We start from the raw sequence: 22,133 nt of genomic DNA on the forward strand, positions 1-22,133 counted from the left end.
GGTCACATCGGCTTGTAATCAAGCAGGGATTGCGGCGCGCCGCAAACCTTGATGATGCGCTCCACCGCCTGCTGGCGCCTCAGGTGCAGCGGCACCGTGGACTCGGGGGCGGCGCGCATGACACCGACCTCGCGCGCGGTGAACGGCGCGGCATGCACGCTGCCCGGTGTCGCCCCCAGCGTGAAGATGACGAAATTCAGCACGTCCGCCAGATCGGCATCCGACAGCGACGCCCGCGTGACGTTGGGCAGCCCGTCCACATAGGCGCGCCCCTGCGCATCGCAGACCAGCCAGCCCGCCTGCCCGCGCAGCAGCGGCACCGAATGCGGCGGCGACAGTCCCAGCGTGCCGTGGCACCCGCCGCAATGCAGCATGTAGTTGGTCTGGGCGTGGTTGAACGTCACCGCCCGCCGCTCCACCGCGCTGTTGTCGGCCGCGCGCGCCACGGGGCACGCCGCGACGCACAGCATGCTGGCCAGCATGCCCGCCAGGGCGCGCGGGGCCAGGACACGTTTCACCGCACGCGACCGTGCCGTCATTCCGCCACGCCCACCAGCGCCGCCGTCGAACAGTGATAGGCCATGCTGGACGTGCCGAAGCACCAGATGATCTCGTTGTTCGCCTGCGGGCGATAGGTCGGCAGCGCCCCGTCGGTATTGTCGCAATGGCACTGGCGGCACGAGGACGTGCCGCAGCAGTCGCGATAGGCGATAAGGTAGCTGCGCTTGTCCGCCGGATTGTAGCAGGTGCCCACCCACGAGGTCAGCGAGGGCTGCGTGCCCGGCGGGCAACTGTGCACCCCGCCGCCGCAGCAACTGCACAGCGATCCATCGATGGCGCAGTACCGCCAGTAATTGCAGCGCGTATCGTCGGTCACCTGGGCGTTCTTCTGGAATTCCGTCAGCCGGGGCGTCGTGGCGGCGTGCGCCCTGGACCGGTCGACCGGCAGAAGGGGAAAGACCGGCGCCGCGGCAAGCGCCAGCCCCACGCGCGACAGTACGCCCCGCCGCGACGTGCCCGACGCCAGCCGCCGCGTCAGCTTCTCGCTCCAGCCCTCGAAAAGCCGCCCATCAAACATCTGTGCCACCGTGAAGATCTCCCCCTTGAGGCGGGTGTCGTGTTGTCCTGCCGTCCCTCAGGCCGCATTCGGGCTGGGATGGAGGGAGCGAATGTAATCCTGTGCCGAGGCGAAGCCGGTCTCGTCCGCGACCACCAGGCTTTCGACATGCTCGCGGGTGTTCAGCAGCCCCTTGGACGCAATGGTTCCGTCGGCGCGCAGCAGCACGCCATACGGCAGCTTGCCCACATGGAACGCCAGGCCGGGCGCCGCGCTGTTGATGACCGAAGCCGGCTCCAGCCCATAGCGCGCGATCAACTTGCCGATCGCCGCTTCCCCGTCGTCGCCGACGAAGAACAGCTTCAGCCGCTCCGACTGGGCCGTCGCCCGCACGATCGGGATGATCTTGGCGCAGACCGGACAGTCGGAGGCGACGAACATCAGCAGGACGGCACGCGCGCCCATCGCGCCGGGCGCGATCTCGACCACGGCGCCATCCATCGCCGTCAGGGTCAGGCGCGGGGCCACAGCCCCGACCTTGGGGCCGCCATCGGTCACCAGCGCGCCCATCGGGGCGATGCGCTCGTGCAGCACGCCGATCTGGCGCGCCAGGGCGACCACCGCGACGGTCAGAAGGGCGGAGACGATCCAGAGCAGGAAATTCGAAGTCACCATCATGTCATGCGTCCTGACGTGGAGCGAGCCGGGGCGAAGCCATGCCGCCCAGCGATATCGCCGTCGAAACCAGAAGAAAGATCAGCAGCCCCCCCGCGATGGGCAGCGGCGTCCACGCGGGCTGGGCACAGGCGGCGCGCGCCGCCAGAAACCCGGCAAGAAGCAGGTCCAGCACGACCTTGCGCCACGAGATGGGCTGCGGCGCGCCGCCACACGCGCAATCGAGGTCGCGCCGGCCGCGCAGCAGGTTGACGGCCATCGCCAGCGCGAAGACCACGAACAGCAGCGCCGCGGTCACCCCCGCGACACGCGGAAAAACGACACCGGCCAACGCCGCGCCGGCGCCCAGCTCCAGCAGCACGACGGCCAAGGCGGCCCCGTCGAGAAGCGGCACGGGCACCAGCCGATAGGCCGCCAGGCGACGCATCCATTCCGCCCGGTCGCGCAGCTTGCCCAGCCCCGCGACAAGAAGCAGCCAGCCCGCGGCCGCGGCCGCGGCGTCGATCGCGATGTCCGCCGCCTCCATCACCCTGCCTCAGGACCTGTCGGTCGCCAGCAGCGTCGTCCGTCCGACATCGCGCAGGCTGCGCAGGATCTTGCCCGTCTCCGGATCCATGACCCACAGCCAGCCGTCTTCCGAAAGGACGAACAGCAGCGGCGCATTATCCTCGCTCACCCCCACGGCGTAGCCGGAGGTCGGCAGCGTGAAGCGGTTGACCAGCTGATGCGTCGCCGTATCCAGCACCCACAGTTCCGTGCCCGAACGTTTCTGCTCCCAGGGCGCCCCCTCGTGCATCAGCGCATAAAGCCGCTTGCTGCCCGGATGGAACGCGAACGGACGCCGCCCGCCCGGCCGCCAGGTGGTCTGCTCGGGCGAGGTCGTGGCGGGCGACAGTCCCGCCGCCTGCTGAAGCGACCACGCTTTTTCCAGTGTGCTCGGCGCGCCCAGGTGCACGGGATGGACCATGCCGTTGAAAGTGATGAACAGCGCCTGGCCGCCGGCACGGTCCACCGGGCTTTCCTCGAACACCGGGTCCTGCTGCGCGTCGAAGAATGGAATACGATCCGTGATCCGGCCGTGGCCGGATGCGTCGATCGCCACATCCGCCAGCGCGCCGTCGGCGCAGAGCGTCGCAACCCCGGTCTTGCCATGGGGATAGATCAGCCCGCAGGCCGGAATTTCGGTAATGCCCAGCACATTGCGCTTCGCCAGGTCGATCGTGATGATCGAAGACGCCGGCTGCATGTTGTAGACATAGCCCCGCAGCCCGTCGGCGCTGGTCGAGAAATAAGGCGTCCGGCCCGACGCGATGAGACGCCCCGGCAGTTCGATGTCCTTGATCAGGTTCAGCGTGTGCCCGTCATAGACCGACAGCAGGTCCTGCCGCGTGCCGCGATTCATGCGCGTCCATATCGTCTCTGACACGTAATATTCTTTGCCCTGCGGGGCCAGCGCGAAGCCCGCGGCCGGCGCGGCGTTGATCGTGCCGACGATCTTGGCGGTATCCCCGTCGATGATCGTGACCCCGCCCGCGCGCGTGCCGACATACAGCCAGTGCGGATTCGGCTTGGGCATGACCGCCGTGTTGCTTTCCTCCGTCTCCAGGATGGGCGGCGGCGCGGCAAGAGCCGTGCAGGGAAGCAGCGCGCCCAACAGGCCGCACAGCATCCTGCGCATCCGTCTCATGTCTCGTCCAACATGATCTTGCCCGGGCATGGCGCTCTCCGATGATGACATGGCGGGAGGCGGCAGGCGCGTCCCGTGGGGAATGTTCCGGCATCATCACTGTCCCGCGCCCGGGACGTCACTACGTCAAACACCGCAGATCGCCCCCCTCAGGGGCGTGGCGGATCATTCATTCAGCGTCGTGACGGCGATCGCGGCGGCCGAGGCGCGGTTCTCGACGCCCAGCTTCGCGAAAATCTGTTCCAGATGCTTGTTCACCGTACGCGGACTGATGTTCAGGATCTCGCTGACATCGCGGTTGGGCTTGCCCCGGCTGATCCACAGCAGCACCTCCGCCTCGCGCGTGGTCAGATTGTGCCGACGCCCCAGCAGCCGCTCCTCCTCGCCCGGTCGCCGGAGCAGCAGCGTGACACACATCGAGCCGTTATCCATCGTGCCGACGACGACGCATTCCAGCCGCCCTTCGGCAACATCCAGCGTCTGGCGCACGACAAGCGGCCGTTGCGTGCCCAGATCGACCAGCACGTCGCCCAGCGGCGGGGGCAGGCGGTCATCCACCTGCCAACGGGGAAAGCAGCTTGTCAGCGCCGCCGCCGCTTCCGGCGTATGCCACAGCAGCACCCCCGCCGCGCTGACCCCGATCGTCGGACGACGCCCGAAATCGAGGGCCTGATGGCTGGCCCGTGCGGCGCGCGCGTTGCGCAGATGCACGCGCACCCGTGCGATCAGCTCATCCACCACCACGGGCTTGTGGACGTAATCCACCCCGCCGGCCTCCAGCCCGCGCACGACGTGTTCCGTCTCGGTCAGGCCCGTCATGAAGATGACCGGAACGTGGCCGAGCGCCGGATCCTTCTTGATGCGCCGCGTGGTCTCGAACCCGTCCATCCCGGGCATCATCGCGTCCATGAGGATCAGGTCGGGAACCACGCCCTGCAGCAGTTCCAGCGTGGCATGGCCGTCGGGCGCGATCAGCACCGTCATGCCTTCACTCTCCAGCGCCCTGGTCACGAACCGCAGCGACTGCGGCGTGTCGTCCACCACCAGCACGCATGGGCGATCGGCATCGAACAGCCTGTCAGGACTCGGCATCGTCGATGATCCTTCCCACGCTCCGCAGGTCAAAATGCTCCAGATGTTCCGTCAGGGCGGCGATGAAGGCCGTGTCGCCGTCGGTTTCGGCCACCAGTTCGGCAACCAGCGCCTCGGCCGCGCGGACATGGCCCATGCGTGCCGCCCGGCGCAGTTCGCCCATCTGCCGCAGCAGCCCCGGCGAGGCCCCAGGCGGCGCCGTCTCGGGTTCGGGCGCCTCGGCATATGTCCATTGCAATGCCAGCACGCGCCCGATCATACCCAGAAGCACATCGACATCCACCGGTTTTGTGACGAAACCATCGTGCACGGCCAGCCCGTCGGCCCCGGCGCTGAATTCGGCCGCGTTCGCCGACACCATCACGATGCGCATCCCCGGACCGGCCAGCGCGCGCAGCCGCGATGCGATGATCCACCCATTGTCGCCGGGCATCTGAATATCCAGCAGCACCAGGTCGGGCGACAGGCGCGCCGCCCGTTCCAGCGCCTCCGCCCCGCTGGACACGCAATGGACCTGAAAACCGAGAGGCGTGAGAAGCCCTTCCAGAAAGCCGCGCTGGCGCGGGTCGTCATCGACCGCCACCACCTGGCGGCGCTGCCCCTGATAGCCGACGATCCGGTCGCTGGAGGCGGGGCCGCCCACCTGATGGACGGCCGGCAGCATCAGCGACAACCGGAAGGTGCTGCCCACGCCCGGCGTGCTCTCGGCCGTGATGTCGCCGCCCAGGATGCGCGTCAGCACGCGCGTGATCGACAGCCCCAGCCCTATGCCCGGCTGGGGGTGGGTTTCCTCCTGGCGACCACGCTCGAACGGCTCGAAGATCCGTTCGAGATCCTCGGGATGGATCCCGGTGCCGGTATCCGAAATCTCGATCCGGGCGACCTCGCTGCGATAGCGGACCGACAGGGTCGCGCCTCCCTGCCGGGTATATTTCACGGCGTTGGACAGCAGGTTGATCACGATCTGCCGGAAGCGCTTCTCGTCCGTCTTCACATGCGACGGCAGGCGGTCATGAATGACCAGGTCCAGCGACAGCCCCTTGGCTGCCGCCTGCATGCGGAACATCGTCACCAGATGTTGCAGCAGGGCCCGGATCGGGACGATATCCGAGCGCACCTCCACCACCCCGCTCTCGACCCGCGAGATATCGAGAAGCCCCTCCACCAGGTTCGTCAGATGCTCGGCGGATTGGCGGATCACCCCGCCGACCTCCACCGGCGCGACGGCGCCCCCGCGCTCGAGAAGCTGCGCGTAGCCGTAGATCGCATTCAGGGGCGAGCGGATCTCGTGGCTGACCGCCACCAGGTAGCGGGTCTTGGCCGCGTTGGCGGCCTCGGCGGCGTCGCGCGCCTTCTGCAGCGCCGCATCCGTCAGGATGTGGGCGGCGACCTCCTGGCGAAGCATCGCGGTCTGCTGCCGGGTCTCGCGCTCGGCCGTGCGCCGGCTGTTGTGCGCCAGAACGAACAGCCACGCCACGATGCCCGCCGGCACCTCCAGCGCCGCGAAGATCTGCTCCAGGTCCCGCCGCAATGCATCGGACGCGCCCTCGCCGACCATGATCCAGTAGAATACGACGCCCAGAATCGCGTTGAAGCCCAGCATGATGACAAGGAAATGCGCCACGCTGCCGTCGAGATGGCGCCCGCTCCCCCCGGGCAGCAGGCGGCGCAGCAGGTCGCGGGCCTGCTGGACGATGTCGCTGTTGTCCTTGCACTGGTCGTGGCAGCGGCTTTCCAGCGTGCAGCACAGCGAGCACACCGCCCCGCGATGGAACGGGCAGGACACGATGTCGGCTGCCTCGTAGACCATGTCGCACACCGTGCAGCGCAGGTCCGACGGGTACGCCTGGGGCGGACGGGCGATGTAGAAGCGCCCGCGGGTGGCCAGGGCGATCGCCGGCGCCGAAACGAACGCCACGGTCAGCCCCAGCAGCGGCGCGAACGCCTGCGCGGTCTCGCCCAGCACCCCCGTCAGGGCCGAGGACGAGGTGATGAGGGACAGCGCCATCGCCCCCACTCCCACCGGGTTCACGTCGTACAGATAGGCCCGGCGGAATTCCACGCCCCTGGGGCTCAGGCCCAGCGGCTTCGAAACCATGAGGTCGGCGGACAGGGCGCCGATCCAGCCGGAGGCGAGATTCGCATACAGGGCCAGCAGCGTGGCCATGGTGCGCAAAATCCCCGCCTCCATGATCAGCAGGGCAAGCACCGCATTGAACACCAGCCACACCACCCGGCCGGGATGGGCATGCGTCAGCCGCGCGAAGAAATTCGACCAGGCGATCGACCCCGCATAAACATTGGTCACGTTGATCTTCATCTGGCAGGCCACGACAAAGACCAGCATCAGGGCCAGCGCGACATTCGGCCGCCCTGTCACCTCGCCGAACATGACTGCATACATCGCGGGCGGACTGTCGGCCTGGGCCAGGCCGATATGATGGGCCAGTGCGAACACCATCAGAAACGAGCCGGCCGCCAGCTTCAACCCGCCGATCACCCCCCATCCCGGGCCCCCCGACAGAACGGCCGCCCACCATCGCAGGTCGAAACCCCGCGACGGCCGGCGGAGAAAGCGCAGATAGTCCGCCTGCTCGCCGATCTGCGGCAGAAGCGACAGGATGGTCGAAAGGGCCAGCCCGAACAGGATGAGGTTTCCGCTGCCGCTGCCCAGCCCGCCCGGCGCATGCGCCCAGGCCGCGACCGCCGCGGGCTCGGACATCAGGACATAGGCCAGCGGGCCGAATTGCAGGACAAGCCATATCGGCTGCGTCACAAGCTGCATCCGGGTAATGGCCTTCATGCCGTACAGGGCGATGGGCACCACGCCCAGCGCGCTGATGACGTAGGCCAGCCAGATCGGCACACCGGTCGCCAGACTGATCGCGAACGCCATGATGCTCGCCTCGACCGCGAACAGCAGGAAGGTGAAGCTGGCGTAGATCAGCGAGGTCACCGTGGACCCCAGATAGCCGAACCCCGCGCCGCGCGTCAGCAGGTCCACATCCAGCCCCTCGCGGGCGGCGCAAATGGCGATCGGCGCGCCGATCACCAGAAAGATCACCGTCGCGACCACGATGGCCGTCATCGCGTTGACGAAGCCGAACTGCAGCGTGATCGTCCCGCCGATCGCCTCGCAGGCAAGGAAACTGGCGGCCCCAAGCGCGGTATTGGCGATCGTCCAGTGGCTCCAGCGCCGCCCGCGCGACGCGGTATGGCGCAGCGCGTAATCCTCCAGCGTCTGGGTATTGACCCACTGGTTGTACGTCCGGCGTTCCGGCTGGACCGGTCCGCTGGCTCCGCCGTCGGTGCGGCGCGATGAGGGAACGGCCTTCTTCATGACACGGCGATGATACAGGCGCGCCACGCCCGCCGCCAGAGATCGCGCACGTCCGGCGGGCAGGGAAAGTTACGTCAAATGACCCATATCAGTCTCGCAACGAAATGCCTAAAGGGTGAAACTGAACAGGAAGGAGCAGATTCCCCTTCCGCCAAGAAACCCGCCCGCGCAGGCGGCTCACGCGACGACGACCCGATGCTCTGGAGGAATGTATGAGAGGCCTTTCGGCGAAAAGAACCCGGCTGCTTTGCGCCACGATCCTGATGAACTGCGCCCCCATGGGCCTCATCATCGCGGCGTCGCCGGCCGATGCCGCCGATGCCGCCGACGCCGCGTCCATGGACCCGGCAAAGGCGCGCCAGGGAGCGGGCAAGAAAGCCGCCACGCCGAAAGCTGCCCCCGCCCCGGCCGTGGTGGCCCAGGCGGCACCCGCGACCGGCGCGGCATCGGTCCCGCGTCCCGCCGCGACGCCCGCGGCCTCCGGACAGGGCGAGCAGGTGTACGTCACCGCCACCCGCCGCCGCACGCGCCTGGAAGATTCGCCGATCAATATCTCGGTGCTCGACAGCAAGACGCTTCAGGCCGAGCGCATCACCGACATCAAGCAGTTCAGCGCCTTCGTGCCCGGCCTGACCGTCACCGACACCGGCCCGGGCAACACCGGCAACATCATCATGCGCGGCCTGTCCTCGGGCAACACCAGCACGACCGGCAATTTCAGCAACAATGCCGTCGGCGTCTATCTGGGCGAGGTCCCGCTCTATACCGACTTCAAGCTGATCGACATCAACCGTGTCGAAGTGCTGCAGGGCCCGCAGGGCACGCTGTATGGTCTGGGCACGCTGGCCGGCGCCGTCCGCTACATGCCCAACCGGCCGGACACCGAAAAATGGTCCGCGGACATCGACGGCAAGACCTTCGGCATGGCGCACAGCAGCGATCCGGGCGGCGAGATCAACGGCACGTTCAACATCCCGATCCTGAAGGATCACATCGCCTTCCGTACGGTCATCGGCTACTACAACGATCCGGGCTGGATCGATTACAACCATGTGCTGAAGGAGCCGGGGGTTTCCAACCCGCAGCCGGGCGATGAATCCTTCGGCACGCCCGCCCAGCAGCGCGAGAATTTCAACCGCTACAAGGACGTCAACTACGACCACACCTTCACGACGCGCAACCAGCTGCTGCTGCAGCTCAACCCCAACGTCAAGGCCTACCTGACGTACGCCCATCAGGAAACGAAGACCGCCGGCCAGCAGGCCAACGGCGCGGGCGTGATGGGCACGGGTCATGACGAAGGGCCGTGGCGCTATCTCGAGCCGGTCGACCGCACGTCGGATCTCTACAGCGGCGAACTCAATTTCAACATTCCCGGCATCATGCAGATCGTCAGCACGACGGCCTACACGCAACAGGTCAACAACCAGACCGAAGACAACACCGACCTGCTGCTCGACCTCGATTACGGCTACCAGGCTTTCCCGAACTTCTCGTCCTACGCGAAGAACCATCGCAAGTACCGGCAGTTCAACGAGGAACTGCGCCTGGTCTCCACGCACAAGGGGCCGTTCAACTGGGTGGTCGGCGGCTTCTACAACCAGCTCAAGACGTCCTATCTGCGCCATGAATACGTGCCGGGCTATTCGGAATGGGCCGGCTACGACCGTCCGGACGAGCTGGAATACGCGTCGTTCGTCTACACCACGACGACCGAGAAGGCCGTCTATGGTGAAGGCACGCTGCATCTGCTGAAAAACCTGCAGGTCACCGGCGGCATCCGCTATTTCGATTATGACGCCACGGTCGACGGCGGCACGGCCCTGCCGCTGTTCCAGGCCTATCCCAACGTCAATTACAACGAACAGCGCGGTGCGACGGGCGCGGACGGCGTCATCTGGAAGGCGAACATCTCCTATCGCTTCAACCCCAACGTCATGGCCTATTTCACCTACAGCACCGGCTATCGCGTCGGCGGCGTCAACCGCGTCGCCCCCTGCACGCTGCCCGTCGATCCCAGCTCGCAGCATGCCTGTGCCCTGCCGAACGAGATGAGCTTCCAGCCGGACCGGACCCGCAACGAGGAACTGGGCGTCCGCGCCAACTTCTTCCATCACCGGGTCATGATGACGCTGGCGGGCTTCCATATCGACTGGCTGGACGTGCAGGTGCCCAGCCGCACGAAATACGGCAATGTCGGCATCACCGCCAACGGCGCGCAGGCCGTCTCGCAGGGCTTCGACGCCACCGCCAGCTGGAAGGTCACCCCGAACTTCTCGCTGACCGCGACCTATTCCTATACCGACGCGCACCTGACCCGAACCACGCCGGACCTGGTGAACGGCCTCTACACCGCCTATGCTGGCGACCGCCTGCCGGGCTCGATGAAGAATTCGGGCAGCCTGATCGCCAATTACGTCATCCCGCTCAAGAACGAACGCAACATCGTCCTCAACTGGGCCACGACCTATAACGGCAGCATCTATTCGCACGTCGGCCTGCGCGGCTATGGCGAGAAGATCCCCAGCTACGTCACCCATCGCGCGTCGGTTACGTACAACACGAAGAAATGGAGCCTGGATTTCTTCATCAACAACATCTTCGACCAGTACGCCGTCACCGCCGTCAGCAACGATTACGGCTCGGTCCGCTCGCGTGACGGCGTGGTGGAACGCTACTATGCCTATGGCATGCTGACGCCGCGCACCTTCGGCATGGAAGGACATATCCACTTCTGACGGGAAACATCCCGATCGCGCCCGCCAGGGGCCGCCCGGATCACGGGCGGCCCTTTTTTTATGAGGGGGACGTTCAGTCGGCGCGCAGGCCGCCTTCCTCGATAATGAAGCGGGCGATGCGCTCCACCCCCTCGCCCGCACGGATATTGGCGAAGACGAAGGGCCGCTGGCCGCGCATCCGGCGGCTGTCGCGATCCATCACCCCCAGGTCGGCCCCCACATGGGGGGCAAGGTCGATCTTGTTGATGACCAGCAGATCGCTGCGGGTGATGCCCGGCCCGCCCTTGCGGGGGATCTTGTCGCCCGCCGAAACGTCGATGACATAGATCGTCAGGTCGGCCAGTTCGGGGCTGAAGGTCGCGGCCAGATTGTCCCCGCCGCTTTCCACAAGCACCAGGTCCAGCGCCGGAAATCGCGCGCACAGATCCTCGATCCCCGCCAGATTGATGCTCGCGTCCTCGCGGATCGCGGTATGGGGGCACCCGCCCGTCTCGATTCCCATGATCCGCTCCGGCGGCAGCGAACCCGCCCGCGTCAGGAATTCCGCATCCTCGCGGGTATAGATGTCATTGGTCAGGGCCGCGATGTCATAGCGATCGCGGAAATGGCGGCACAGCGCATCCATCAGCGCCGTCTTGCCCGTCCCCACGGGGCCACCGATTCCGACGCGGAGAGGGCCGCGATAGCTGTCCGTCATGTGCGAAAAAGCCTCGTTTCCTGTGTTTCATGATGCATGGCCGCCAGATCCGCGCGAAAGCACAGCCCGCCCAGATCGGCGATGCCCTGTCCCTGTGCCGCGGCAACGGCCGCCGCGATCGGCCGTTCGAGCGCCGCCAGCGCGCGCAGCGCGTCGGTCTGCCCCAGCGGCACCAGCCGCACCGCCGCCGAGACCAGCCCCGCCGTCACGGCGGTGGCGCTGGCGACCAGCGTATGGCGCTCCCCGGCCCCGCAGGTGCCCAGGGCCGCGCCATGCGCCACCGGCAGCGGCCAGGCGACGCCCGGCGTGCCGCGTCCGGCAATCTCCACCCCCCAGACCGCGACACCGCGCAGAAAGGCCTCGCCCTGGCGCGTCGTTTCCTCCCACCGCTCCCGCGACGACGCCAGCGCGCAGCCGATCCGGGCCAGCGACACCAGTTCCTCTCCATCGCGCGCCTGCCAGGCGGCGCGGGCCAGGATCAGGTCGTTGCGCAGGCTGCCGCAGGACAGCAGATCGCCGATCCACGCCACCAGCGTCGCCACGTCCGTGACGTCCCCCGCCTGGACGGCCCATTCCAGGCCGTGGCTGTAGGCGAACCCCCCGGTGGGAAAGGCGGGCGACAGCCAGTTCAGCAGCCGCGCGAGCGTCGGATCGTCCACCGGCGCGTCAGGAGTGGGAATGCGGGCCGTGCCCATGGTCGTGATGCCCATGGTCGTGATGATCGTGGCCGTGATGATCGTGGCCGTGATGCGCATGGGCATGAGGATCATGCCCGTGCGCCTCGTGTCCCCCATGGCCCGCATAGGCGCCGGTTTCCGGATCGAACGGAGCCTGCAGCGGCGCGATCGTCCCGCCCAGACCGCGCACCATGTCGGCAATCACATGGTCGTCGCGGATCAGGATGCGCGTGGGCCCGATCATCGCCGGCAGATGGCGGTTGCCCAGATGCCAGGCCAGGCGCAGCAGCGCATGCGCGTCCGGCGCCGTGACCTCCAGCAGCGATTCATCCAGCGCCTCGACCCGCGCCACGCCGCCGTCGTCAAGCAGCAGCCCGTCGCCCGCCACCAGCAGCCGCGCCTGCGGCAGGTCGAGCAGCACCCGCGCGCCCGACTGCAGGTCCAGCACCTTGCGGCGGCGATGCCGGCCCTCGTAATCGGCGCGAAACAGGTCGCTCTCGCGCGCCGGGTCCCACGTCCGGGCGGGAAGGATGTCGATGACGCGCCGCATCAGAACAGGAAATAACGCTGGGCCATGGGCAGCACCTCGGCAGGTTCGCAGGTCAGAAGCACGCCGTCGGCGCGCACCTCATAGGTTTCGGGGTCAACCTCGATCACGGGCATGGCGTCGTTATGAATCATGCTGCGCTTGCCGATGCCCCCGCGCGTGCCGGACACCGCAACCAGGCGGCGCTTCAGCCCCAGCCGTGTCCCGATGTCGTCCTCCAGCGCGGCGCCGGAGACGAAGGTGACACAGGTCGCGGCCGGCGCGCCGCCCAGGCTGCCGAACATCGGCCGCCCGTGGATGGGCTGCGGCGTGGGGATCGAGGCATTGGGGTCGCCCATCAGCGCGTACACGATCGCGCCTCCCTTTATGACCAGTTCCGGCTTCACGCCGAAGAAGGCCGGCTCCCACAGCACCAGGTCGGCCAGCTTGCCGACCTCGATCGAACCGACCTCGCGCGCCAGGCCGTGGGAAATGGCCGGATTGATCGTGTATTTGGCAATATAGCGCTTCACGCGGCTGTTGTCGGCCGCGCCGTCGCCGGCCAGCGCCCCGCGCTGCAGCTTCATCTTGTGGGCGGTCTGCCAGGTGCGGATGATGACCTCGCCCACCCGTCCCATCGCCTGGCTGTCCGACGACATCATCGAAAGCACGCCCATGTCGTGAAAGATATCCTCGGCGGCGATCGTCTCGCGCCGGATGCGGCTCTCCGCAAAGGCGATATCCTCCGGCACGCTGCGGTCCAGGTGATGGCAGACCATCAGCATGTCCAGATGCTCGTCGAGCGTGTTGATGGTGTACGGCCGCGTGGGATTGGTCGAGGACGGCAGCACATTGGGCAGCGCCGCCACCCGGATGATGTCCGGCGCATGGCCGCCGCCCGCGCCTTCCGTATGGAAGGCATGGATGGTCCGGCCCTGGAACGCGGCGATGGTGTCGTCCACGAAGCCGCTCTCGTTCAGCGTGTCGGTGTGGATCATGACCTGCACGTCCATCCGGTCGGCGACCGACAGGCAGCAATCGATGGCGGCGGGCGTCGACCCCCAGTCCTCGTGCAGCTTGAGGCAGCAGGCCCCCGCGCGCACCATCTCCTCCAGCGCCTCGGGGCGCGAGGCGTTGCCCTTGCCCGCGAAGGCCAGGTTGACCGGCAGCCCCTCCGCCGCCTGGAGCATCCGCGCCAGATGCCACGGGCCGGGCGTGCAGGTGGTCGCCGCCGTGCCCGTCGCCGGGCCGGTGCCCCCGCCCAGCAGGGTGGTGACGCCCGAGGCCAGCGCCTCTTCCACCTGCTGGGGGCAGATATAGTGGATATGCGCGTCGATGCCGCCGGCGGTGACGATCCTGCCTTCCCCGGCCACGATTTCCGTGCCCGGACCGATGATGATGTCGACACCCGGCTGGATGTCGGGATTGCCCGCCTTGCCGATGCCGGCAATCCGCCCGCCCTTCAGGGCGATGTCCGCCTTCACGATCCCCCAATGGTCGATGATCAGCGCATTGGTGATGACCGTGTCCGCGGCCCCCGCCGCATTGGTGACCTGGGACTGCCCCATGCCATCGCGGATGGTCTTGCCGCCCCCGAACTTCACCTCCTCGCCCGGAATGGTGAAATCCCGCTCCACCTCAACCAGCAGGGCGGTGTCCGCAAGGCGGACCCGGTCGCCGGTCGTCGGGCCGTAGGTCATGGCATAGTCGAAGCGTCCGATGCGCGCCATCAATCCAGTTCCCCCATCACCGCGCCGCGGAACCCCACCACCCGGCGCCCGCCCGCCAGCGGCACCAGCGTGACATCCATCGCCTGTCCGGGCTCGAAGCGCAGCGCGCCGCCCGACGGCACGTCCAGCCGCCACCCCCGCGCCTGCGCGCGGTCGAAGACCAGCGCGGGATTGGTCTCGGCGAAATGGTAATGGCTGCCCACCTGGATCGGCCGGTCGCCGGTATTGGTGACGCGCAGCGTCCGGCGCGGCCGACCGGCATTGAGTTCGATCTCGCCTTCGGGGGTGATGATCTCGCCGGGGATGGCCCCCGCGGGCAGGGCGTCAGCGAATCGGGTCATGGACCGTCACCAGCTTCGTGCCGTCGGGAAAGGTCGCCTCGACCTGCACATCCGGGATCATCTCCGCAATGCCCGCCATGACCTGGTCGCGGCCCAGCACGCGCGCGCCGCCCTCCATCAGGTCGGCCACGCTGAGGCCGTCACGCGCCCCCTCCACCACATAATCGGTAATCAGCGCGACCGCCTCGGGATAATTCAGGCGCACCCCGCGCTCTAGCCGCCGTCGGGCCACGTTCGCCGCCATCGCGACCAGCAGCTTGTCCTTCTCGCGCGGAGTCAGCTTCATCCTTCCCCTCCAAACCGCCTTATTGAAGACGCCATGTCACCGGGGCCGGATACCCCCCGCGCAGCAGCGCCGTGATGCGGCGGGCCAGCTGTCGGACGTTCATAGCCTCATTCCCCAGCAATCGCACGACCAGCACGTCATTCCAGGCCGATGCCGCCCCTTCGACGGCGGGGCCCGCGCCCGCGATGCACGCCCGTGCCCCCTCCAGCCAGCGCGCCACGTCGGGGGCCGCCATCGTGATGGTATGCATCACCACCGCGCCCGACGCGACGGCGCGCCGCGACAGCATGGCCCCGAACGGGCCGTCCGCCCGAAAATTCTCCATCAGCACGGGAATGCCGTCCCGCCTGATGGCCAGCCGGTCCCGGCAGACCAGCCGTTGCACCGTCTCGCCGGATGCGACGCGGCCGAACACGCGGCATTCGCTGGCCAGGAATGTCGCGGCCGACGGCATATCGACGATCAGGTCGCGCGCCACCACCCCGCCGTCATAGAAGATCGTCTCGTGGGGCAGCCAGTCCAGCCGCGCCCCCGCCTCGATCCGGCAGCGGGTGACGATCCGGGTCGGCCGGTCCGCCGCGCGCGCGCCATAGATCCGCTCGGACGCCTGGGTGGTGACGATCAGATGAGCCCCTGCCCGGCACAGGATGCCACCCACGACCCTGTCCCCGCCGGCCAGGCCGCCCGAAACATTGACCAGCACCGCCTCGACCCCCGATGTGCGGACGCGCGGCACCAGCACGCGGCAACACCCCGACTGCCGCAGCCGCACCAGGCTGGAACGCTCGCCGGCCTTCCTCGCCTGGAGGGCGAAGCCGCCCGCCGCCCGCTGGAGCGGCGCTGCGTCGGCGTCCACGACCGGCAGGTTCACGGCCGCCGGGAGGTCGGCACGCGGGGGGTATGGCAGGTGGCGTGGGTAATGATCTCGACCATGGTACCGTCGACATCCTTCAGGTCCCCGGCGCTGAAGGTCCGGTGCCGGCGGTCGAACGTCGCCACCAGCGTCCCCGACCGGGCGACGATCTGCGTCGGGCTGAACAGGACGGTGCAGTCATCCGCCATGCAGATGGGGCGTCCCGCGCCGCTTGCCGGATCGGTACGCATCCAGCTTCGGGCCGCTTCATCGAACACGAAAATCGCGTCGAACGGATCGCTCTTTTCGGCCGACATGCTCCGCGCCGTCGTGGTGCCGGAACACGCAACGGTCAGCGGCCGTGATGCGGCGACAGCCTGGCCGCACAGCAGGGCGGTCGCGATCAGGCATGCGCCCCCGGCCTGTCTCAACGGGCCGCACTCGACCATCCTCCGCCCCATCACGCCCTCTCTTCGCAGGCGGCTCATCCGCCGCACCTTCCCGGCCCCGACACGTTCAGGCGATACCATTTCACCGCGACCGGCGCCAACGCCCGGACCGATATGGGGCCGGGCGCGGACGGACGGGCAGGCCCGGGCGCAATCAATGCGCGGCGGCGGACTCCACCGTCAGGGCGCTGTGATAGTTCGCGCCCTTGACCCCCAGCTTGCGCATGGCGATGCCGGTGAGGCAGGCATTCATGATCTGATCGGCATTGAGCGCCGTCGCGTAGCTGAGGTCGAGATAGGGGGCCACGTCCAGCATCGCGAAACCGACGACCTTCGTCTCGGCGCAGATGCGCCGCACCAGCGGCACCGCCTCGCGCATCGTCAGGCCGTTCGGCGCCGGCCGTCCCGCGCCCGAGGCGTAGGCCGGGTCGAGGGCGCTGATGTCGAACGACACGAAGATGTTCTGCGGGCCGCTCTCGATCTCGCGCAGGGTGGTATCGACCACGCTCTGCCAGCCGCTGGTCTCGACCTGCGCCATGGTGTGGTAACGGATGCCCTTCGACTTCATCCAGTCGAAATCCGCCGCGCTGAGGCCGGGACCGCGCGTGCCGATCTGCACGACGCTGCCACCCTTGACCGTGCCGCTTTCGATCAGGCGTGAAAGCGCCTGCTCGTCCGAATAGAAATGCGCCTGGTCGCGCGCGACATCGTTATGCGCGTCGATCTGCACCAGCCCGACATTCCCTGCCCCGTAGTGATCGGCCATGGCCGTCACGGTCGGGATCATGACGGAATGATCGCCGCCGACCACGAAGGGAACGACCTTCGCATCCACCATCTCGCCCACCATCTGGCGCACATGGTTGACCGACAGCTCCACGCTCATCTTGTCGACGGCGAAATTGCCGTAATCGGCAAGGTTGAGCACGAGGCCGGGATCGACCCCGGCATAGACGTCGAAATCGCCCAGGCCATACATGGCCCGCATGACGCCCGGCGCATTGTGCGCGTCACGCCAGCCGCTGCTGAAACCCAGCGGCACGCCCACGAACGCGACATCCACCTTGCCCGCCACCAGATCATCCTTGCGCAGCGCAAGCGGCGCGCCGGCAAAGGTCGGGATGCCCTGGGATTCGTACATGTAGCGCCTGACGCTGAACGGGCCGGGAGCGCGATGATGGGCATCGAGTGCCGGAGGACGCACGACCGCCATGCTGTTGAAGCCGCCGGCAGCCGGGTTGAGCTGCACCGCCGCCATGTCGCCATCCGGGTCGAGCGCGGACCGCCCCGGCTGCGCGGGGCCGTGCGGGGGCTGGAACTTGTCCGCCGCGATCGTGCCCATCATGGCCGCCACCGTCGCCCGCGCCGCCTGCGGGTCCTTGGCGGCGAGGATTTCGGCCATCTTCTCCCGCGTCAGGCCAAAGCGCTCCAGCGTGGCGGAATCCGCGACAAAGGCCTTCTGCTCCGGCGTCAGCGCGTCGGTCGAGGCACCCGCCACCGGCGCCGCATGAGCGGCGGGAACCAGGGCGGGCGCCAGGGTGGCGAAAGCAAGCGCCGCCAGTGCGGCGCGGCGTTCGGCCCGAAAGGACATGCGATTGCTCACCGGTTCGCTCCCTTGCCCTTCGTGGCGTAGTACTTGTCCTGCCCATGCTCCGACGAGAGCGGGCTGAAATAATTGGCCTGGGTGATGCCCTTCTTGCGCATCGCGATACCCGTCAGGCAGCTGAAGAGGATCGTGTTGGCGTTGAGCGCGCTGCGATAGGTCGGATCGAGCGCCGGGGCGAGTTCGACGATGTCGAAGCCCACGACATTCGCCTCGGAACAGAGCCGGCGCATGATCGGAATGGCCTCGCGCATGGTCAGGCCGCCGGCCACCGGGGTGCCCGTTCCGGGCTCGAAAGCCGGATCCAGCACGTCGACGTCAAACGAGATCCACAGATATTTCGTGTTCTTCTTGGCCTCCTGGATCGCACGCTCCATCACGGCGTCCCAGCCATGTTTCTCGACCTCGGCCATCGTGTGATAGCGCATGCCGATCAGGCGCTCCCACTCGTAATAATCCTTCGAATAATGCGCCCTGATGCCGACCTGGATATAGTCCTCGGGGCGGATATGCCCCTCCTTCATGGCGCGGTAGATCGGCTGGCCATGATCGAGCAGATGGATGCGTCCCCGCCCCGTATCGAGGTGGGAATCGAAATGGATGACGCCGACCTGACCCTTGCCGTAGACATCCGCCATGGCCGCGACATCTGGGTATTCCAGACTGTGGTCGCCGCCGATGACGACAGGGATCGACCCCGCCTTGCCGATCTCGCCCACCATCCGGCGCACTTCCTGCACGCTGCGCTCGGTGCTGTTCTGATCGACCGCCGCGTTGCCGTAATCGACGATGTTCAGCACCTCGCTCGGCGCGATCATGCTGGACACTTCCGTGCCGCCCGTGCCGTCGCGCATGACGCGGATCGCGTTCGGGCCGTGCTGTGCGTCACGCCATCCCGACCCCATGTCCAGCGGCGCGCCCATGATGGCGACATCCACCTTGCCGGCCTTCAGGTCCTCGGGCGTCAACGCGATCGGCGAACCGGCAAAGGTCGGCAGGCCGGTGCTGTAGCCATGCATGTACCGCGAGGTCTGGATCGGCCCCGGCTCGCGATGCGGGTCCAGTTCCGCCGGCCGCCGCAAACGCCAGTCGTTGAAACGCGGCGACGTCGTATCGAACGGAATGGTCTCCGGATCGACCCCCTTGTGGAACTGCATCTGACCATAGACCGTCATGACGGTATCGACATAATCCGCCAGTTCGCGGGGCGACGAGGTCTCGCGGATCTGCCGGAAGAGCTGGCTGGAGGGAATGACCGACGAGGTCTTTCCACTCTTGAGGAAGTCGATTTTATCCGCCGGAAGGTCCTTGAGGCGCGCCATGACGTCGGCCGGAATATCGAGCGGATCGATCTTCATCATCCCCGGCGTGTAGGCGTCGATATATTTGGGAATTTCGCCGGGCTTGGTCGGGGGCGCTTTCGGAAAGGCGGACGAATCGGCAGGCGGCGCCGCAATGACGGGACTGGCCGCCAGAGAGGGCAGTACCAATGCCGCGGCGGCCATGAGTGCAAGACGTGTTCTCATTCAATGCCCCAGTTGCAAGATCGCCACAGATGTTCCGCCGCGCCTAGGCCAGCCCTGCGGATTGCCACACTTTGCTCATGCGGGGTCGAAATGAATATGGGGTATTTGACGCAGACAGCGGCACCCCACGGTGCATGAGCGGCCGTGGCGGCACCTATGGGCTCCGCGACTCCGGGTGTTCTTAGGTATTTTCCTGCGGCGTTTTCCAGGCAACAAAAAACCCGCCTCTGAGGGCGGGTTTTTATATGCGATAGCCAAGGCTTATTCATGGTTGCGGGGCCCGCGACCAAAGAAACTGCTCCTTGTGAGCGGGTTCGCTGAACCTGGACGGTTCGAAAGACCCCTCGATTTGAGGGGGAATCCTGAGATTCCAGGGCCCGCTGGTGAGTTCATGCCCGAATGGTCGCGTCGACATGCTTGCGCTCCTGTTTATGGCCGCGATTGAAGCCTTTCGGCGACCGCATCCAGAAAAACGCTCAGACGCAACGACAGATGCCGCGCAGGCGGATATAGCGCGGAAACCGGGGCGGCCGCACTTCTCCATTCGGGAAGGACATGCACAAGCCGGCCATTCGCAAGATCCTCGGCCACGTCGATTTCCGACTTCAATACGATGCCTAGTCCGTCCAGAGCCCATTCGTGAGACACGTCGCCACTATCGGCATGCAGGCGGGACGTCACCGGAAATTCAATGATTTCCCGCGAGGGGCCTGTAAGGGCCCAACGCGTCGCCTGGCCATAGAGAAGCAAATCGTGTCGGGACAGATCACCCGGCTTTGCGGGAATACCGCGGCGGGCAATATAATCCGGTGACGCAACGGTGATACGATAGCTGTCCAACAATTTGCGGGCCACAAGCGACGTATCGGCGATGGACCCGATTCTGATCGCTACATCCAATGATTCGTCGATCAGCCCACTGACCTGATCGGTCAACCGCAGGTCGATCGAGAGATGGGGCCACCGCCGCACAAGTTCTCCACACAGCGGGCGAATATATTTTCGCCCGAACGCCGCTGGTGCACTGACACGCAGCAGTCCGCGCGGCTCGCTCCGCCCCTCGGCGAACAAGGATTCAGTTTCTTCGACTTCGGCAAGAATTTTCTGTACACGATCGAACAGTAACTGCCCTTCGATCGTCAAGTTCGACTTCCGCGTGTTACGAACAATCAGGACCACCCCGACGCGGTGCTCCAAAGCGGCAAGGCGCTTGCTCACCACGTTCAGGGCCAGGCCGAGATCCTTTGCTGCGGCGCTCAGGCTGCCGCACCGCGCGATCCGCGCGAAGATCCTCAGGTCCGCCAGATTGTCGAGCAAAACCGTCTCCCGATCGGAGAGTATGTATCTCCGAGATCCAATCTAGTTCACGCAAAGAGGATTCGTCTACGAAGAGTGATGGGCTTGCCCGGCGTCAGCAAACGCCATGTATCGTCGCCTTTCAAAAGGGGAACAGACTTGGTTCACAAAGCACTGGTCGCAGGCGCCAACGGCATCATCGGCAAGGCGCTGCTGGAGGAACTTGCCAGGGCACCCGGTTGGGAAGCCCAGGGCCTCTCCCGCAGTCATGGAGACATTCTTGCTGATCTGAGTGACGCCCCACACACGCGCAAGGCGCTGGAAGGCGCGGCGGACTGCACGCACCTGTTTTACGCAGCCTACGGTTCCGGTGGAGGCCTGGCCGAGGAGGATACGCGGAATTCGGCGATGCTGCGGAACCTGCTTGACGGGTTGAAGCATGTTGGCGCGCCGCTGACGCGTGTCGTCCTGTATCAGGGCGCCAAGGTCTATGGTGTGCATCTTGGGCCGGTCTCCACGCCGTTTTATGAAGACGAAAATCCACGGCCGATCGGCCCGAACTTCTATTTCACCCAGGAACGCGAATTGCAGGCGCGGCATGAGGCCGGCGGCCCGGCATGGACGATCCTGCGCCCCGATGTGGTCGTGGGCGATGCCGCCGGGAACGCGATGAATATCGCGACCGTCATAGGGGCATACGCGGCTATTTGCGCCGCCGATCAGGCGGCGTTCCGGTTCCCCGGCTCATACAAGACGTACGACAGATGTCTGGCACAGGTCACGGATGCCCATGCGCTGGCACGCGCGAGCCTGTGGGCGGCAACGTCGGAAGCTGCGGTCGGTCAGGCGTTCAACTACGTTCATGCGCCTTTCCGGTGGCGTCGGATCTGGGAGCGTCTGGCTCAGCATTTCGGCCTTGCGGTGGGCGAACCGATTCCGTTCTCGCTGGCCGGGCACATGCCCGCGCTCGCACCGATCTGGGGACAGATCGGCAAGCACCTGGTGCAGCCCGACTTCGCCAAGGCTGTCGGATGGGGGTTTGGAGACTTCGTGTTCGGCACGGAAGTCGACGTCGTGTCCGACATGACGAAAATCCGACTGGCCGGATACACAGAAGACGCCGATCCGCTTGCGGTTCTGATCAACGCGATTGAACGCCAGCAGAAACAGGGCGTGATCCCGCGCGTCGGACTGCGCGAGGGTTAGCGGCAGCGCTTCGCCGCCTGCCTCGCATGGACTTTTCGCTTCCCCGGCCTTCCCTGCCCTTCCCTGCCCTTGTTCTCCGCCTGCGTACGCCTTGGCACGCCAGGCTACGCCCGGACACGCACGAGTTGGTTGCGGGGATCGATAGGCGTGTCGTGCAGTGCGCAACAAAAAACCCCGCCATCTCAATGAGATAGCGGGGTTTTCGGATAACCATGGTTGCGGGGGCAGGATTTGAACCTGCGGCCTTCAGGTTATGAGCCTGACGAGCTACCGGGCTGCTCCACCCCGCGGTGGTGTAAGGTGGACTGGAAGACCTGGCGGCGACCGACTTTCCCGCGTCTTGAGACGCAGTAT

General features: G+C 66.6%; 20 protein-coding genes and 1 tRNA gene. 2 read left to right on the forward strand and 19 right to left on the reverse strand.

Annotation, left to right across the window (positions count from 1 at the left end):
* Window positions 1–2: 2 nt before the first annotated feature.
* The 7 genes from HLH34_RS16105 to HLH34_RS16135 all read right to left on the reverse strand — a co-directional run bounded on the left by HLH34_RS16105 (window position 3) and on the right by HLH34_RS16135 (window position 7,851).
* Window positions 3–518, reverse strand: coding sequence for a cytochrome c family protein (locus tag HLH34_RS16105; protein WP_183120585.1), 516 nt, complete (start codon window positions 516–518; stop codon window positions 3–5).
* Window positions 519–535: 17 nt separating this feature from the next.
* The gene (gene mauA, locus HLH34_RS16110) at window positions 536–1,078 is read right to left on the reverse strand and encodes a methylamine dehydrogenase (amicyanin) small subunit (RefSeq protein WP_183120604.1); all 543 of its coding nucleotides are present in this window, start codon (window positions 1,076–1,078) and stop codon (window positions 536–538) included.
* Between the two features lie 57 nt (window positions 1,079–1,135).
* Entirely contained in the window at window positions 1,136–1,735 is a 600-nt protein-coding gene (locus tag HLH34_RS16115) for a thioredoxin domain-containing protein (protein WP_183120586.1), read from the reverse strand.
* Between the two features lies 1 nt (window position 1,736).
* The gene (locus HLH34_RS16120) at window positions 1,737–2,258 is read right to left on the reverse strand and encodes a MauE/DoxX family redox-associated membrane protein (RefSeq protein WP_204739502.1); all 522 of its coding nucleotides are present in this window, start codon (window positions 2,256–2,258) and stop codon (window positions 1,737–1,739) included.
* 9 nt (window positions 2,259–2,267) lie between these two features.
* Window positions 2,268–3,419: an amine dehydrogenase large subunit gene (locus HLH34_RS16125; RefSeq protein ID WP_183120588.1), complete on the reverse strand. Its 1,152-nt coding sequence runs from the start codon at window positions 3,417–3,419 to the stop codon at window positions 2,268–2,270.
* A gap of 165 nt (window positions 3,420–3,584) precedes the next feature.
* Window positions 3,585–4,511, reverse strand: a complete 927-nt coding sequence (locus HLH34_RS16130; protein ID WP_183120589.1) for a response regulator transcription factor — start codon at window positions 4,509–4,511, stop codon at window positions 3,585–3,587.
* Window positions 4,498–7,851, reverse strand: a complete 3,354-nt coding sequence (locus HLH34_RS16135) for a hybrid sensor histidine kinase/response regulator (protein WP_183120605.1) — start codon at window positions 7,849–7,851, stop codon at window positions 4,498–4,500. Before HLH34_RS16135 ends, HLH34_RS16130 begins: the two co-directional genes overlap by 14 nt.
* A gap of 212 nt (window positions 7,852–8,063) precedes the next feature.
* Here HLH34_RS16135 and HLH34_RS16140 point away from each other — a divergent pair, with 212 nt between their 5' ends.
* The gene (locus HLH34_RS16140; protein WP_183120590.1) at window positions 8,064–10,589 is read left to right on the forward strand and encodes a TonB-dependent receptor; all 2,526 of its coding nucleotides are present in this window, start codon (window positions 8,064–8,066) and stop codon (window positions 10,587–10,589) included.
* Window positions 10,590–10,662: 73 nt separating this feature from the next.
* Here the strand turns inward: HLH34_RS16140 and ureG are convergent, their stop codons facing one another.
* The 11 genes from ureG to HLH34_RS16195 all read right to left on the reverse strand — a co-directional run bounded on the left by ureG (window position 10,663) and on the right by HLH34_RS16195 (window position 20,594).
* The gene (gene ureG / locus HLH34_RS16145; RefSeq protein WP_183120591.1) at window positions 10,663–11,286 is read right to left on the reverse strand and encodes an urease accessory protein UreG; all 624 of its coding nucleotides are present in this window, start codon (window positions 11,284–11,286) and stop codon (window positions 10,663–10,665) included.
* Entirely contained in the window at window positions 11,283–12,041 is a 759-nt protein-coding gene (locus HLH34_RS16150) for an urease accessory protein UreF (RefSeq protein WP_244960006.1), read from the reverse strand. Before HLH34_RS16150 ends, ureG begins: the two co-directional genes overlap by 4 nt.
* On the reverse strand, window positions 11,953–12,513 hold the full coding sequence (locus HLH34_RS16155) for an urease accessory protein UreE (RefSeq protein WP_183120592.1): 561 nt from the start codon (window positions 12,511–12,513) through the stop codon (window positions 11,953–11,955). The genes HLH34_RS16150 and HLH34_RS16155 overlap by 89 nt, the downstream gene beginning before the upstream one ends.
* The gene (gene ureC, locus HLH34_RS16160) at window positions 12,513–14,219 is read right to left on the reverse strand and encodes an urease subunit alpha (RefSeq protein ID WP_183120593.1); all 1,707 of its coding nucleotides are present in this window, start codon (window positions 14,217–14,219) and stop codon (window positions 12,513–12,515) included. Before ureC ends, HLH34_RS16155 begins: the two co-directional genes overlap by 1 nt.
* Window positions 14,219–14,560, reverse strand: a complete 342-nt coding sequence (locus HLH34_RS16165; protein WP_204739513.1) for an urease subunit beta — start codon at window positions 14,558–14,560, stop codon at window positions 14,219–14,221. The genes ureC and HLH34_RS16165 overlap by 1 nt, the downstream gene beginning before the upstream one ends.
* Window positions 14,544–14,846 carry an urease subunit gamma gene (locus tag HLH34_RS16170; RefSeq protein WP_183120594.1) on the reverse strand — a complete coding sequence of 101 codons (303 nt, stop codon included), beginning with the start codon at window positions 14,844–14,846 and terminating at the stop codon, window positions 14,544–14,546. The genes HLH34_RS16165 and HLH34_RS16170 overlap by 17 nt, the downstream gene beginning before the upstream one ends.
* Before the next feature lie 19 nt (window positions 14,847–14,865).
* Window positions 14,866–15,702 carry an urease accessory protein UreD gene (locus HLH34_RS16175; protein ID WP_220792218.1) on the reverse strand — a complete coding sequence of 279 codons (837 nt, stop codon included), beginning with the start codon at window positions 15,700–15,702 and terminating at the stop codon, window positions 14,866–14,868.
* A gap of 11 nt (window positions 15,703–15,713) precedes the next feature.
* Window positions 15,714–16,187 (reverse strand): hypothetical protein, encoded by a 474-nt coding sequence (locus tag HLH34_RS16180; RefSeq protein ID WP_183120596.1) that lies wholly within the window; start codon window positions 16,185–16,187, stop codon window positions 15,714–15,716.
* A 115-nt stretch (window positions 16,188–16,302) separates the two neighbouring features.
* Complete coding sequence (locus HLH34_RS16185) at window positions 16,303–17,751, reverse strand: agmatinase family protein (protein WP_183120597.1); 1,449 nt, start codon at window positions 17,749–17,751, stop codon at window positions 16,303–16,305.
* Complete coding sequence (locus HLH34_RS16190) at window positions 17,748–19,277, reverse strand: agmatinase family protein (protein WP_183120598.1); 1,530 nt, start codon at window positions 19,275–19,277, stop codon at window positions 17,748–17,750. Before HLH34_RS16190 ends, HLH34_RS16185 begins: the two co-directional genes overlap by 4 nt.
* Window positions 19,278–19,706: 429 nt before the next feature.
* Entirely contained in the window at window positions 19,707–20,594 is an 888-nt protein-coding gene (locus HLH34_RS16195; RefSeq protein ID WP_183120599.1) for a LysR family transcriptional regulator, read from the reverse strand.
* A gap of 78 nt (window positions 20,595–20,672) precedes the next feature.
* Between HLH34_RS16195 and HLH34_RS16200 the strand changes: the two genes are divergently transcribed.
* Window positions 20,673–21,779 (forward strand): NAD-dependent epimerase/dehydratase family protein, encoded by a 1,107-nt coding sequence (locus HLH34_RS16200; protein WP_244960011.1) that lies wholly within the window; start codon window positions 20,673–20,675, stop codon window positions 21,777–21,779.
* 213 nt (window positions 21,780–21,992) lie between these two features.
* Here the strand turns inward: HLH34_RS16200 and HLH34_RS16205 are convergent.
* A tRNA-Met gene (locus HLH34_RS16205) sits at window positions 21,993–22,069 on the reverse strand.
* Between the last annotated feature and the right edge of the window lie 64 nt (window positions 22,070–22,133).

The organism is Gluconacetobacter azotocaptans (genome assembly GCF_014174355.1).
Taxonomy (GTDB): Bacteria; Pseudomonadota; Alphaproteobacteria; order Acetobacterales; family Acetobacteraceae; genus Gluconacetobacter; species Gluconacetobacter azotocaptans.